This window comes from Methylosinus sp. (genome assembly GCF_036560965.1).
In the GTDB taxonomy this organism is placed as follows: Bacteria; Pseudomonadota; Alphaproteobacteria; order Rhizobiales; family Beijerinckiaceae; genus Methylosinus.
The window spans coordinates 101,700-115,724 of the sequence record NZ_DATBQF010000054.1; the positions used below are offsets into that span (position 1 = coordinate 101,700).

Below are 14,025 nucleotides of genomic sequence, written 5' to 3' on the forward strand. Positions count from 1 at the left end.
GAATCGCTAAATGGACAACTCGGTCGAACAAATCATCGGCGTGCTCGCGGTCGCGATGATCGTCGCAATAGCCGCGCGGCGATTCGAGCTCCCTTACACCGTCGGACTTGTCGCGACGGGGGCTGTTCTGGCCTTGTCGAAAGCGAATTTGGGCGTTCCACTGACGCATGACCTCATTTTCCATTTGATACTTCCGCCGCTGCTGTTCGAGGCGGCGCTCACCCTGTCGGCCCGCGATCTGCTACGAGACGCCCCGCCGATATTGGTCTTGTCATGCCTTGGAACGGTCATCGCCATGGGCGTTGTCGCGTGTGGAATGGCGCTGGCGCTTCATTGGCCGGCGCCCACAGCTCTCGTCTTCGGCGCGCTGATAGCTGCGACCGATCCGGTCTCGGTCATTGCGATGTTCAAGGATCAGGGGCTGAAGGGTCGCCTCCGAGTTCTGGTCGAGAGCGAAAGTCTGTTCAATGACGGGGTCGCGGCGGTTCTCTTCGTCGTAGCGCTCGCGTGGGCGCAAGGTGACGGAGAGCCCGTGAGTCTTTCGACCGTGGGCGCACTGGCGCGCATTGTCTTAGGCGGCGTCGCCGTTGGAATCGTCTGCGCAGGCGCTGCTATGCTGGTGGCCTGGCGCACGTCGGAACATATGATCGAAGCCGCTCTGACCACCGTCGCCGCCTTTGGATCATTTTTTCTCGCCGAGCAATTGCATGTGTCTGGCGTGCTCGCCACTGTCGGCACTGGCTTTCTCATCGGCAACTTCGGGCCTCGGCAGCCGGACAGAAAGGGCTTCTTGAGCTCGAGGGGGCGTGAGTTCATTCTCTTGTTCTGGGAGTTCGCTGCTTTTCTCGCCGATTCCGTGGTTTTTTTGCTAATGGGCGCGGCTATCGCGAGCACGACGTTCGAATCCAGAGAATTGGCTGCGCTGCCGATCGCCATCATCCTGGTCCTCGTCGCCCGAGGATTGACCGTCTACCCGCTGAGCCTGATGTTCAGTCGTTCGAATTGGGCGATCCCGCTCCGCGAGCAACATGTGTTGTGGTGGGGCGGGTTGCGTGGCGCTCTGGCTCTCGCTCTGGCATTGTCGCTTCCGACGAGCCTACCGCTGCGCGAGGAAGTCGTGGTCGTCACCTTCGGCGTCGTGGCTTTCTCGGTTATCGTGCAGGGATTGACGATGCCGATCGTGCTGAAACGTCTCGGTTTTCGCTAGCGCGATCATTAATGGCCCGCGTTGGCGCGAGATCTGCCTTTTGTTTATGGGATCCTTATGTGAGGGGGCGGTAATTCGTATAGCCTCTTTACGTCGGACTGCGGCACTCTCCTCCTCGTTCACCCCAGAGTGGGAGGCGGAAGTGTTCGGCTTTCTGGAAATCGCGGTCGCGTTTATCGGGCTGGTGGTTGCCTACGCCTATGCTTGGCGAATCTACCGCGGCGCGTGGGACAATCGCTCGGCGCCTGAATTGGAGTGGGAACTTTCCAAGGATGAAAGGCGCGCGCGCGCCTTGGCTCGGCTGAGGCGTCGTCGACATGCGCTCGAGAAGATGGGGAGGCCCAGCGTCGATAGCCGCAGAGCGGCGGAGCTTTTTGGCGATGCATATTCTACGGGATGGGTAGAGCGCCATTGATGGCGGCCTCGAACTGCGTCTTGCGTCATTCATGAGAGCGCTGCGGTTCGTCCTTCGAGGAGGACTGCGCGCGTCCGATCCGCTCTTCGGGTCGATTTGCCACATTGGTCACGCCGAGAGGTCGCGGATGAATCATTCGCTGATCGGGCTTGGAGCCGGAGCATTGTTCATCCTGATGGGTGTGACGCTTCGACGCCAGCGCCGCGCAAAGGGGCGTCCCCGTGACGCCCGCTTGCGCAGTTTACGCGCGCGACCCTGATCTGCGGCCAATATCAAAGAATTCCGCTTCGATCGACAACCCGGGCCTACGGCGGGGCGCGTCGATTTTTTATGCCGTCCTTATGTCATAAGGCGCAAATCCGAATAGCGCCTTTATGTGCTTTGCAGGCATATCCCTACGCATTGTCAATATGGAGACAGACTATGCTCGACCTCGTCTATGTCGGCCTCGGCGCCTTTCTGTTCGTGCTGATGGGCCTTTATGCACGCGCCTGCGGGCGCCTCTGAAAAAGGAACGAATGATGTTCGAACCGATCATCGGCTTGGGCGTCGCCGTGCTGCTCGGCGCCTATCTCCTCTACACGCTCCTTCATCCCGAAAAGTTCTGAACCGAGCACTTCGGGTTCCGCAAAGGAAAATATCATGAACGCCATTGGCCTGGCGCAAATCGCCTTCGTTTTGGCAGCCGTCATAGTCGCGGCCGTGCCGCTCAGCGCCTTCATCGCCCGCGTGCTCGCGGGCGAGCGCAATTTTCTGACGCCCGTTATCCTTCCGGTCGAGCGCGCATTCTACAGGCTTTCCGGCGTCGATCCTGCGCGCGAGCAGAGCTGGTTCGTCTATACGATCGCCATGCTCGTCTTCAGCGTCGCGGGCTTTGTGTCGCTCTACGCGCTGCAGAGGCTGCAGAACGTCCTGCCGCTCAATCCGCAGGGCTTCGACCCGGTGCCGTCCGATCTCGCCTTCAACACGTCGATCAGCTTCATCACCAACACCAACTGGCAGAATTACTCCGGCGAGACGACGATGAGCCATCTCGTGCAGATGCTCGGTCTCACCGTTCACAACTTCCTCTCGGCGGCGACCGGCCTCGCCATGGCCTTCGCGCTGGTGCGCGGTTTCGCGCGGGCCGAGTCGCCGACGGTCGGCAATTTCTGGGTCGATCTCACCCGCGGGACGCTCTATGTGCTGCTTCCGCTGTCGATCGTCGTCGCGCTCGTGCTCGTTGCGCTCGGCGTGCCGCAGACGCTTCTCGGCTCCGTCGAGGCGACGACGCTCGAAGGCGCCAAGCAGGTCATCTCGATCGGCCCGATCGCGAGCCAGGAGGCGATCAAGGAGCTCGGCACCAATGGCGGCGGCTTCTTCAACGCCAATTCGGCCCATCCGTTCGAAAGCCCCAACGCGATCTCCAATATGCTGGAGATCTGGTCACTGCTCGTCGTCCCCTTCGCGCTCGCCTTCGCCTTCGGCCGCGCCGTGCTCGACTTTCGTCAGGGCCGCGCGATTGCGATCACTATGCTCATCGTGCTCGTCTCGGGCGTGCTCATCGCCTACTGGGCCGAGGCCGGCGGCAATCCGCTGCTGGCGTCGATCGGCGTCGATCCTTCGCCCGGCAATATGGAGGGCAAGGAAGTGCGCTTCGGCGTCGCGACCAGCGCGCTCTTCGCTACTGCGACGACCGGCACCAGCACAGGCGCCGTCAACTCGATGCATGATTCGTTCATGCCGATCGGCGGTCTCGTTCCCTTGTTCAACATGCTCATGGGCTCGATCGCGCCGGGCGGCGTGGGCGCCGGCCTCTATGGCTTCCTGGTGCTCGCCGTGGTCGCCGTCTTCGTCGCGGGCCTGATGGTCGGCCGCACGCCGGAATATCTCGGCAAGAAGATCGAGGCGCGCGAGATGAAGCTCGCCATGCTCGCCGTGCTGATCTACCCGCTCTGCGTGCTCGGCTTCTCCGGGGCTTCGGTGTTGCTGCAGAGCGCGCTCGCGAGCCTCAACAATGCCGGCCCGCACGGCCTGTCGGAGATTCTCTACGCCTTCGCCTCGACGACCGACAATAATGGCTCCGCCTTCGCGGGCCTTACCGGCAATACCCCTTGGTACAACACCACGCTCGGCCTGGCGATGACGCTCGGACGCTTCGCCTATGTCATTCCCGTGCTGGCGATGGCGGGTTCCTTCGCCGCCAAGAAGAAGGCCCCAGCCTCCAGCGGCACGTTCCCGACGCATGGACCTCTGTTCGTCGGATTGCTGATCGGCGTCATCGTCATCCTCTATCTGCTCCAATATTTCCCGGCGCTCGCGCTCGGTCCCGTCGTCGAGCATCTGCTGCTCGCGGCCGGCAAGACCTTCTGATCCGGAGATCCACGCAAATGTCGTCCAAAGTCGCTGCTCCTGGCCTGCTCGATCGGGCCATCGTCGGCCGCGCGGCAATCGACGCTTTCAAGAAGCTCGATCCGCGCAGGCTGGCGCGCAATCCGGTGATCTTCGTCACCGAGGCCGTCTCGGCCGTCGTCACGATATTGTTCGTTCGCGATCTCTTCGCGCACGACGGAACCGCGCTGTTCTCGGGCCAGATAGCGGCCTGGCTCTGGTTCACAGTGCTCTTCGCCAATTTCGCGGAAGCTGTGGCCGAGGGCCGCGGCAAGGCGCAAGCCGATGCGCTGCGGCGCACGCGAACCGACACGAAGGCCAAGAGGATGAAGGGCGGCTCGCGCGACGCCTTCGATCTCGTTTCGGCGCTCGATCTGAGGGTCGGCGATGTCGTGCTCGTCGAGGCGGGAGATCTCATTCCCGGCGATGGCGAGGTCGTCGAAGGCGTCGCTTCCGTCAACGAGTCGGCGATCACCGGCGAATCCGCGCCGGTCATTCGCGAGGCGGGCGGCGATCGTTCCGCCGTCACCGGCGGCACCACTGTGTTGTCCGATTGGGTGCGGGTGAAGATCACCGCAGCGCCCGGCTCGACCTTCATCGATCGCATGATCGCGCTCGTCGAAGGCGCCGAGCGGCAGAAGACGCCGAACGAGCTCGCGCTGTCGATCCTGCTGTCGGGCCTGACGATCATCTTTCTGATCGTCTGCACGACGCTGTGGCCGCTCGCCAACTATTCGGGAACGGTGCTGTCGCTGACTGTGCTGATCGCGCTGCTCGTCTGCCTCATCCCGACAACGATCGGCGGCCTCTTGTCGGCGATCGGCATCGCCGGCATGGATCGCCTGATCCGCTTCAATGTCATCGCCACTTCGGGCCGCGCGGTCGAGGCTGCTGGCGACGTCGACACGCTGCTGCTCGACAAGACCGGCACGATCACTTTCGGCAACCGCATGGCCGACGAGTTCATCCCCGTCGGCGGCGTCGGCGAGCATGAGCTCGCGGAGGCCGTCCTGCTCGCGTCCCTCGCGGACGAGACGCCGGAGGGACGCTCGATCGTCGCTCTCGCCAAGAGCCGTTACGGCCTCGCGGCCCCGGATCTCGGCTCCGACGCGCGCGTCGTTCCCTTCTCCGCGCATACGCGGATCTCGGGTCTCGATCTGCCTGGCCGTTCGTTGCGCAAAGGCGCGGTCGACGCGGTTCTCGCCCAGACGCAGCCCTTCGCCGGTCACGCCGAGGTCGGCGGCGGGCGGGCGGGCGGCGCGGTCACGGAGATTCTGGAGCGCGCCGGCGTCGCGACGTTGCGCGCGCCGGAAGACTTCACCCGCGCGGTCGAGCGCATCTCGCGCGCCGGCGGCACGCCGCTCGCCGTGAGCGAGAACGATCGCCTGCTTGGCGTCGTGCATCTCAAGGACATTATCAAGCCCGACATCAAGGCGCGCTTCGCCGAGCTGCGCGCCATGGGCATCAAGACGGTGATGGTGACGGGCGATAATCCGGTCACGGCGGCGGCGATCGCTTCGGAAGCCGGGGTCGACGATTTTCTCGCGCAGGCGACGCCCGAGGACAAGCTCACCTATATTCGGAGAGAGCAGCAGGGCGGACGCCTCATCGCCATGTGCGGCGACGGCACCAATGACGCGCCGGCGCTCGCGCAAGCCGATGTCGGCGTCGCCATGCAGACCGGCACGCAGGCGGCGCGCGAGGCCGGCAACATGGTCGATCTCGACAGCGATCCGACCAAGCTCATCGAGATCGTCGCCATCGGCAAGCAGCTCCTGATGACGCGCGGCTCGCTCACGACCTTCTCGATCGCCAATGACGTCGCGAAATATTTCGCGATCATTCCGGCGCTGTTCATCGTGACCTATCCCGAGCTCGGCGCGATCAACGTGATGAAGCTCGCCTCGCCGCAATCGGCGATCCTCTCGGCGGTGATCTTCAACGCGCTGATCATCATTGCGCTGATCCCGCTAGCGTTGAAGGGCGTCGCCTATCGGCCGATCGGCGCTGCGGCGCTGCTGCGGCGCAATCTGCTGATTTACGGCCTCGGCGGCGTCATCATTCCCTTCGTCGGCATCAAGCTGATCGACATCATCGTGTCGATTCTGCATCTCGCGTAAAGGAGCCTAACAATGCTCTCCCAAATTCGTCCTGCGATCGTCATGATCGTATTGTTCACGCTTCTCACGGGGCTCGCTTATCCTCTGGCGATCACCGGCATCGCGCAGCTCGCCTTCCACGACGAGGCCAATGGCAGCCTCATCGAGCGCAAAGGAGTCATCGTCGGCTCACGGCTGATCGGTCAGAACTTCGCCGCAGACAACTATTTCCATGGCCGCCCCTCGGCGACGAGCGCGCCCGACCCGAATGATTCGAGCAAGACGGTCGACGCGCCTTATAATGCGGCGAACTCCGGTGGCTCCAATCTCGGACCAACCTCGCAAAAGCTCGTCGATCGCGTAAACGCCGCGATCGAGACGGAATTCGCGGCGGGCCGCATCGACATGGTGGCCGCCGACGCTGTGACGACCTCGGCGTCCGGCCTCGATCCGCATATCTCGCCGCAATTCGCGCTGGCGCAGGCGTCCGCCATCGCCGCCGCGCGCAAGCTGCCCGAGAGCCGCGTCCGCGCCCTGGTCGAGGCGCAGATCGAGCAGCGTTTCGCCGGCTTCGTCGGCGAGCCGCGCGTCAACGTTCTGGAGCTCAATCTGGCGTTGGACGAGCTTCATTGACGAATGCCGAGCGCCGGGCCGGGAGCGCGAACAGCGTTTTCCGGCCCGGCGCGCATCGATCTATTCATGCACAGCTGGATTGCCGTTTCGGGCGAGCGCCCGAAGGCCGGGGAGTCCAGAGAGGCGGCAGGTCAGATGCCATACAATTGCGGAGCTTCGATGGTCGGAGATGGGGAGGGAGAGGACGCGCGCCGATCGCGCCAAATTCGTATTCTCGTTGTCGACGATGAGCCGGAAATCCACCGCGTTCTTCGTCCGGCCCTCAAAGCGTGCGGCTACGAACCGTTGAAAGCAATGACCGGCGGAGAGGCTCTGACGATGATTGCAGCTTCGGCTCCCGACGTCACAGTGCTCGATCTCGGTCTGACCGACATGGACGGAAAAGAGGTCCTACGCGAGGCGCGGATATTCTCGGATGCGCCGATCATCATATTGTCGGCGCGTGACGACGAGGCCGAGAAGATCTCTGCTTTGGACGCCGGCGCCAATGATTATGTCGAAAAACCGTTTGCGATTGGAGAACTGATGGCGCGGGTGCGCGCCGCGCTTCGACATACTTCATCCAAAGAGCCGCCGCCGTCTCGAATAGAGGCGCTCGGCCTTATCGTGGACACCGTCAAACATCAGGTGACGAAGCACGGGATCAAGATAAATCTGACGCCAAAAGAGTATGACCTGCTGCTCGTTCTGGCGCGTCGTCCCGGTCGGCTTGTCACGCACAACGAGATATTGAGGTCGGTGTGGGGACCGGCGCATCAGAACGATCTCCAGTACTTACGAGTGTTCATCGGAAAATTGCGCGCCAAGATCGAAGACGATCCGGCTGCGCCCCGCATCATCGAGACCGAATTAGGCGTCGGCTATCGATTTTTAGAGTCAGAAAAGTCTTTCTCTCGAGAGAAGTAGCGGTTTCATTCGCTCAATCGATCAGCTCGAGTTCTCTGAGCGCCGCGACGACGGCGCTTCCGGTTTCATATTCGACCGGAACGAGCGGCAGTCTCACCTTGGGATTGAACCAAGGACGTAAAAAGGACAAGGCGTATTTGATCGGCCCCGGACCGGTCTCCATGCGAAGGGCCGAGAGCAAGGGCAGCAGCTGTTTCTGGATCATGGTGGCGCGAGCCCAATCCCCGCGCGTGCTCGCCTGCTGCATCTCCGACCAGATTTTCGGAACTGCGTTGGCGACGGCCGAAACGGACCCATGCCCGCCAGCCAAGCGAAACATGAGGCAGGCGCGGTCGTCACCGGAGAGCCGGGTAAAATTCGAGCGCAACGAAAATGCGTCCCGCGGGAAGCGGTCGAAATCGCCGGTCGCGTCCACGAGCCCGACGATATTCTCTATCTCCGCCAATCGCGCGAGCGTATCCGAGCCGATGTCGACGCCTGTCCTCACCGGATCGACTCCGACGATCAGGGGAATGTCTACAGAGCTGGCGATTTCGTAATAGTGTCGGAAAAGTCCGGGGGGACTCGGCTTGTTATAGGACGGAGTGACGATGAGCGCGGCCGTGGCGCCGGCGGCCTGCGCCGCTCGGGTCAGAGAGACGCTTTCGCGGGTGCAATCGGTTCCCGTGTCTGCAACGATCGGAGCACGATTTCCGGCGGCTTCGGTTGCGATCCGGATGATTTGAACCCGTTCCCGCGGCGCAAGCGCCCGCCCTTCGCCCGTCGCGCTGCAGACAACCAATCCCTGCGCGCCTTCGTCGATTTGCCAAGTGACGAGATCGGCGAATGTTTTTGTCGCGACGCCGTCATTGTCGAAAGGGGTCACGAGCGCCGTAAACGAGGCGTGGAACGCCGGCGGCGCTTCGAGTTCAGGGTCGGCGCTCGCCTCAGGCGGCGGCCGGCTATCTTGGACAGGGGACGACGGGCGGTCCGGCTTGGAATGGGAGCGGCAAAGAGCTTTGTTAGATGGAATCAGTGGCCACATCGACCTAGCTCCGGAAACACAGGCGTTCGTTCGTGAAGTGGACGGACTTCGGCGGTTGGCCGGTTTCGGAGGCGACGTATTGAAGAGCCGCCTGCCGACTGACGAAAATGCCGCCGCCGCGCCCGAGGTCTTCCACGGCGATCCAGCGTCCTTGTCGATCCTGGCCGACGACAAACCGCAAATCCGAAGCTATTCGTCGAAACGGCGGTTCGATCCGATTATTCGGAGAAATAGCCATAAGCGCGCTCACGGTGTCGCGATCCGGGGTGTGGACCGCGAGGACAATGTGCATCGCCGCCAGGTAAACGGTCGATGTGGAAGAAGGCTCGTCGCCATAAGGATCGCATAAATTCGAGAAGCGGCGCCGATCGGCTCTCGGGTCGCCGCTCGCTGCACGGCCTCGGGGAGACGTCGCCAACATCAGCGAGGCGCGTCCAGCGAGCGCGTTCAGCGCCCTGACACTTTGAGGCGCTTGTCGCAGTCGATCCAATACCGGGACCAGTTCAACGTCGGATCGGCTTTCTTGAGCTCGATTTTGTGAGCCTTCCACTGGGATGCGCATTTCTTTTGGCGGTATTTTTCGCCGGTCAGGTTCTGGCTGGCGACCTTGTCGACGGCATGTTCGGACGCGGCGCCAGCCTGAGTGGGACCGCTTCTTGTGGAGTCGCCAGTCGGCGGTTCCGAATTTGTCGCCGGGGGCGTGAGGGGCGAGGCGACGGAGACAGGCGGGGCGGGTTCGGAGCTGAGCGATACGATGGTCGGAGCTGATGGCGTCGCGGCGGCATGATCGCGCGCCCGCGAGGGAAGCTCACCGCCGCGTACGCGACAAGCTTTGAGGAATTCGATCCAACCTTTTCCGTTGAGCTCGTTCGAATCCTTGGCGGCTCGATACTGACTCCCGCACGCTTTCAAAATGTCGGTCTGGGCGTCGGCGCCTTCGGAAGAAACTGCCGTCGATCGCTTCGTGACGCGGGCACGGCACGCCTCGACGAACTGGCGCCAGCTCTGGCCGTCGAGTTGGTTTGCGGTTTTTGCGGACTGATATTGCGTTCCGCACTCCTTCCAGAGGCTCGGCTGCGCAATCGCGGCATGATGGACGACGCCGATCAAAGGCGCGGCGATCGCGCATCGAGCCGTGATCTGCATTACTGTTCTTATCGCAAACATATGTGGTTCTCCGTTTCTCAATTCGACGCCGCAGCGGACGTGATCCTTGCTTTTCTGGAGCCGCGCGTCGCTCGACGATGCGGAACCGGTTGTTTGGTCCGGCGCAGTTCCTCGAGCGCGTCGAGATGGTCGTTCTGGTCCGACCAGAATCCACAGAGCTCGTCGCGGAAAAGATCGTCGTCTCGCGACCGTCGTCCTACGCCGAAAGCGATCCAGGCAGGAAAGCGGTCGAGGCTGGGAAGGCGCGCCGTCTCTCCACGATTGCTCTACAAGGTGACGGAGCATACGCAGAATGGGCTGATCAGAATTGGCGGCTAGTCTCTGCAAGATGGTCAGTTCCTGTTGATCTGCGTGTGCCGCGAACTCGCGTACCAGGTCGGAGACGAAGGGGCCAATGGTCGTATCTTGCGCGCGCGCGGCGACCTCGACGCGTTCGGAGAATTCACGACCGATGCACATGACTGCGGCGCTGGCCACGTTTTCGTTGGAGCACGAGTGGATCATGTCGCCTATCAATGTTGAATGTCCCATCCGCCTTTCCTCGTCGGCACTATCGTGTTCGGTGTGATACACGGGTATCGCAGGTGTTCGACCGCGACACGACATTTCGTGGGGTCGCCACGAATAAGAGATGGGTGGCGTGATCCAAGAACTCTGGATCGCGACAATAAAGATGCTCGAGACGATCAAGCTCTCGAAGAAATCCGGCGCTGGTTCGTGCAGACGACGGATTCCAGCGGCGGTCGCCGGCAAACCGGCCATGAAAGAGATCCAGCCCACGAAGCTCGGTCATCTCGAAAGAAGGCGCGGAGAGCGCACGAATTTCGTCGGCGTCGAATAAATGGAACCCAAAGGAAATGTGTCGTCCGTTCTGAAGTTCTGCTTCGAGCAGATCGTTTCGGTGGTCATGCCAGAACCAACGAGCCTCTTCGATCGCATCCACGCAAATTGTCGGCATGCTGCCCTTCGCGCGCATAGTGGCGATGAAGTCGCCCCGCGTCACGCGGGCGACCTCGGAGAGTAGGTTCGGCATATGGTCGATCGGAATATGGTTCAGAACCCCGTAGAGGCAGAGACAGAGATCTACGCTCAAAGAAGCTTCCGGCTGCTGAGCGCATATATCGCCGGACTCGAAGGCAAGTTCGAGCCCGGCGATCGCGAGACGGCGGCCTCTCGCGCTCGCGCGCCGGACTTGCGTTTCAGCTATGTCGATACCCCTCGCCTGGATCGAGGTGAAACCCAGCTCGGATGCGCGCATGACGACACGACAGAGCCATGTGCCCGGTCCGCAACCGAGGTCCAGAATTCGAACAGAACGAGCGCCGGAGGAGCGCAATGCGCGTAATTTGCCGTCTAGGATGGACCAGATTGTTCGGTCGCCAAACGCGTGCTGTCCGTCGAACGCAAAGAGTTCGTCTGCGCCGCCGTCTGCATAGGATTCGTAGCTTTCGCCTGCCTGATTGTAGGCGAAAGCGATCGAGTGCTCGTCGTCTGTCGGAGGCCAAGACATGGCTCTGCCGGATTTGACCCTCACGGTCACATGTTTGTCCATTGATGCCTCTGCTCTACAGGTAAGGGCCGAAGTGGTCGCAGCTGCGTGTCTTTCAGGCGGCCCGAAGCGACGCTTCGTCCGCTTGCACCTCACGAATGCAAGAAATGACTCGTGCTATCGACGACACGCTCCGTCGATTGAGCATCCGTTCGGGGAACTCGATTTCGAACGCTGTCTCGAGCGCCAGCAGCAATTGGATTGCCGCGAAGGGCGTCAGCCCCGCCTCGTAGAGATCTCCGTCTAGTGCGAGATCGCAAGAAGGTGAGGAGAGGTAGGCCCTTTCATCGATCAGTCGCTTGATGATCTCGATCATCTGGTCACATCGTCGTTGTGAGGAAGCGAGGCAGATATGTACGGAATCGACATAAAGGGGCCATTCGAAATGCAGCTCCGCGCCATAAGGTCCCCATAAACACTGCCGTGTTTATGGGTTCCTTATATTTTTCGCCCGAGATTCGAATGGCTTCTTGACGTCCGTTTGTCGTAGCTTGTGGAGAGGCTGTCGGGCGCAGCTGGCGTCGTGACGCGCCGTCGTGGACGAAACCGATGAGAGCATCGGTTGGCAACCGGAGCATCGCGGAGCACGGACATGCACGGAATAATTCGTCAACCAGACGGCTCCGTCGTTGTGGATGGGGCGACGTCTGTCCGTGAGCTCAACCATGCTATGAATTGGGGCCTTCCGAAGGAAAGAGCGGCAACGGTCGCGGGCCTCGTCATACACGAAGCCGGCGTCATACCGGATGTTGGGCAGGTTTTTGTTTTCTTCGGCTATCGGTTCGAGGTCAGAAACAGGGCGGCAAACCGGATAACGAATATGAAGGTGACGCCGCAGGCGCTGAGAAGACGCGTCTCGTCGGAGACAGGGATACCGTCGAAGGCTCGGTGGTCGGCTTCGGCCCTGTAAGGAGGGGCCGCTTCGATGAAGACGATCGAGGAACTACATTTTGAAAGTCAGAAGATCCGATTGATGCGCCTCGGCAGGGTGTGGTGGGTGTTTTGTGCCGACGCTGCTCCCCGCATCGATTCTGGTCTCAGCCAGGAGGATCTTTATGCGAGCGCTCCGGAAAGCGAACGCCGAATCGTGAGCGTTGGTTCTGGTTTCCTTGCATATCTCGTGTCCGCGCGATATTTGCTGACACGCATGCAAGAGAATGAGGCGATCGATCGTGATCGGTTCCGGGCTTGGCTACGGGCCTGGAAGGTCGTGAGTGAAGCTGCCGTCGGTGTCGATGAGGACTGATTTAGGCATTGCTGGGCGTCGACGACGAGTAGCTCATAGTTCATGAGATGGTGTCGTGCTGATGCCGACCGGACGCGGCGCCAGTTCCATCCTTTTTCCGCCGGGCACATCATCGCCTGCGTTTCGTCAATGTGCCAGTGAGATGAGTTGGCGCGGCCGACGCTCGGGGGCAGGAATCGTTGCCCGCAAAAAGTCACGCGTGAGCTACGCGTTTGGTTCGCTGAAACTCTCTATTTTTTCCTTTTCGGGAAGGTCTCTTTATCCTCGACCGCGCGCGGAACGAAGCAAAAGTTTCGCCCGCCCAGCGATCCTCTGTAAGGAGCATCGCGGCTATTTCGAAATAATCTGAATTGAACGGACGTATTCGGCACAGCAAGGGTCAGAGACGCCTCGTCGCGAGCGATAATGTAGACGTCGAGCTCCTCTCCCGGTCGGTCGACATCAGTCAGCGTTATTCGGCTTGCCACGACAATTGCTCCTAAAGCGAATCTATTTTGAGTTGTGACCTGCGCGAATCGTGTGCTGCTGACCGCGAAATTGCGCAGCTCTATGCCCGCATGTGACAATGATGAATTGAAATAGACACGGGCCGTCTCGCTATCGGCGCAGTCGCTTGTCGGCAGGCATTCTCACGTTTTCCAACGCCTCTCGTATCATTTCGTCGACCGCGAAGCGGACATTGCTCTCGAGCGAGTCGATCCCGTCTCTGCCGATTAGATAGAGAGCGTCGTCGACGTGCGACTCGAGGAAGTAGCGGGAGATGATCGGCTGGTCGAAACCCGCGCCTCTCGATCTCGCTCTGATGCTCGCCATCGCAGCGTCACGCAGCGCGCGAGCGAACTGCTCGCGCGTGCTCAACAAAATCGTCGCCAAAGAGACGGCGTGACCCAGATGCTTCTCACGCATTTTCGGACTCTCGGTCGTTTACGGACTAGCGCCCTCTGCCGCGCCGGCGCTTCCCTTCCTCGAACCAGCGGCTACCGTTTGTAGAGTATACTCCGTAGATAAATACTCTTCAAGCTGGCTGGTTCTCGTCATGGAAATGCGAGAGACGCTGGCGCGCAATCTGAGGAAATATCGACGGGCGCAACGCCTGTCGCAGGAAGAGCTCGGCCATCGAGCCGAGCTGGACCGCACCTATATCAGCTCGATCGAACGCTGCGTCTATTCGGCGACGGTCGACGTCGTCGGCCGCCTCGCCGACGCTCTCGGAATCCCGGCGCTCGATCTTTTGAGGCCTGCGAGCGAAAGCGCGGAGGCGAAATTGCCATCGGCTGAATCGACTGAAGGCCCGAGCACGAAGGCGCAGGCCAAGAAAGGCGTAAAGCCGTCTCGCAAAAGTGCGGGACCGGCGCAAAGACGGCACATTCGAAAGAAGCCGGGTCCATAGCCGAGCGACCATGGACCCG

15 protein-coding genes are annotated in these 14,025 nt (G+C 61.3%); 11 read left to right on the plus strand and 4 right to left on the minus strand.

The genetic code is table 11. The annotated features are described in order from the left end of the window. The first annotated feature begins 10 nt into the window (after positions 1-10). The 7 genes from VIF40_RS13880 to VIF40_RS13910 all read left to right on the plus strand — a co-directional run bounded on the left by VIF40_RS13880 (position 11) and on the right by VIF40_RS13910 (position 7,630). Positions 11-1,207 carry a cation:proton antiporter gene (locus VIF40_RS13880; RefSeq protein ID WP_331938100.1) on the plus strand — a complete coding sequence of 399 codons (1,197 nt, stop codon included), beginning with the start codon at positions 11-13 and terminating at the stop codon, positions 1,205-1,207. A 142-nt stretch (positions 1,208-1,349) separates the two neighbouring features. Further along, positions 1,350-1,622, plus strand: coding sequence for a hypothetical protein (locus VIF40_RS13885; protein ID WP_331938101.1), 273 nt, complete (start codon positions 1,350-1,352; stop codon positions 1,620-1,622). Positions 1,623-2,140: 518 nt separating this feature from the next. Beyond that, positions 2,141-2,230, plus strand: a complete 90-nt coding sequence (kdpF, locus tag VIF40_RS13890; protein WP_064031928.1) for a K(+)-transporting ATPase subunit F — start codon at positions 2,141-2,143, stop codon at positions 2,228-2,230. A 34-nt stretch (positions 2,231-2,264) separates the two neighbouring features. Further along, positions 2,265-3,974: a potassium-transporting ATPase subunit KdpA gene (gene kdpA, locus VIF40_RS13895; protein ID WP_331938102.1), complete on the plus strand. Its 1,710-nt coding sequence runs from the start codon at positions 2,265-2,267 to the stop codon at positions 3,972-3,974. A 17-nt stretch (positions 3,975-3,991) separates the two neighbouring features. Further along, the gene (gene kdpB / locus VIF40_RS13900) at positions 3,992-6,112 is read left to right on the plus strand and encodes a potassium-transporting ATPase subunit KdpB (protein ID WP_331938103.1); all 2,121 of its coding nucleotides are present in this window, start codon (positions 3,992-3,994) and stop codon (positions 6,110-6,112) included. A gap of 12 nt (positions 6,113-6,124) precedes the next feature. After that, positions 6,125-6,724, plus strand: coding sequence for a potassium-transporting ATPase subunit KdpC (kdpC, locus tag VIF40_RS13905; RefSeq protein WP_331938104.1), 600 nt, complete (start codon positions 6,125-6,127; stop codon positions 6,722-6,724). 159 nt (positions 6,725-6,883) lie between these two features. After that, the gene (locus VIF40_RS13910; protein WP_331938143.1) at positions 6,884-7,630 is read left to right on the plus strand and encodes a response regulator transcription factor; all 747 of its coding nucleotides are present in this window, start codon (positions 6,884-6,886) and stop codon (positions 7,628-7,630) included. Positions 7,631-7,643: 13 nt separating this feature from the next. On the opposite strand, the gene dapA is transcribed toward VIF40_RS13910, so the two are convergent. The 4 genes from dapA to VIF40_RS13930 all read right to left on the minus strand — a co-directional run bounded on the left by dapA (position 7,644) and on the right by VIF40_RS13930 (position 11,686). After that, positions 7,644-8,828: a 4-hydroxy-tetrahydrodipicolinate synthase gene (gene dapA, locus VIF40_RS13915; RefSeq protein ID WP_331938105.1), complete on the minus strand. Its 1,185-nt coding sequence runs from the start codon at positions 8,826-8,828 to the stop codon at positions 7,644-7,646. Positions 8,829-9,101: 273 nt separating this feature from the next. Beyond that, positions 9,102-9,800 carry a hypothetical protein gene (locus VIF40_RS13920; RefSeq protein ID WP_331938106.1) on the minus strand — a complete coding sequence of 233 codons (699 nt, stop codon included), beginning with the start codon at positions 9,798-9,800 and terminating at the stop codon, positions 9,102-9,104. Positions 9,801-10,371: 571 nt separating this feature from the next. Next, the gene (locus tag VIF40_RS13925) at positions 10,372-11,373 is read right to left on the minus strand and encodes a class I SAM-dependent methyltransferase (protein WP_331938107.1); all 1,002 of its coding nucleotides are present in this window, start codon (positions 11,371-11,373) and stop codon (positions 10,372-10,374) included. A 52-nt stretch (positions 11,374-11,425) separates the two neighbouring features. Next, positions 11,426-11,686 carry an acyl carrier protein gene (locus VIF40_RS13930; protein WP_331938108.1) on the minus strand — a complete coding sequence of 87 codons (261 nt, stop codon included), beginning with the start codon at positions 11,684-11,686 and terminating at the stop codon, positions 11,426-11,428. A 276-nt stretch (positions 11,687-11,962) separates the two neighbouring features. Here VIF40_RS13930 and VIF40_RS13935 point away from each other — a divergent pair, with 276 nt between their 5' ends. From VIF40_RS13935 to VIF40_RS13950, 4 genes are all read left to right on the plus strand, one after another. Further along, on the plus strand, positions 11,963-12,280 hold the full coding sequence (locus tag VIF40_RS13935) for a transporter associated domain-containing protein (RefSeq protein ID WP_331938109.1): 318 nt from the start codon (positions 11,963-11,965) through the stop codon (positions 12,278-12,280). A gap of 15 nt (positions 12,281-12,295) precedes the next feature. Beyond that, positions 12,296-12,616 (plus strand): hypothetical protein, encoded by a 321-nt coding sequence (locus VIF40_RS13940; RefSeq protein ID WP_331938110.1) that lies wholly within the window; start codon positions 12,296-12,298, stop codon positions 12,614-12,616. A 760-nt stretch (positions 12,617-13,376) separates the two neighbouring features. Further along, positions 13,377-13,502 (plus strand): hypothetical protein, encoded by a 126-nt coding sequence (locus VIF40_RS13945; RefSeq protein ID WP_274541223.1) that lies wholly within the window; start codon positions 13,377-13,379, stop codon positions 13,500-13,502. A gap of 156 nt (positions 13,503-13,658) precedes the next feature. After that, a complete protein-coding gene (locus tag VIF40_RS13950) occupies positions 13,659-14,006 on the plus strand; it encodes a helix-turn-helix transcriptional regulator (protein ID WP_331938144.1) in 348 nt (115 codons plus the stop codon). Positions 14,007-14,025: the final 19 nt, after the last annotated feature.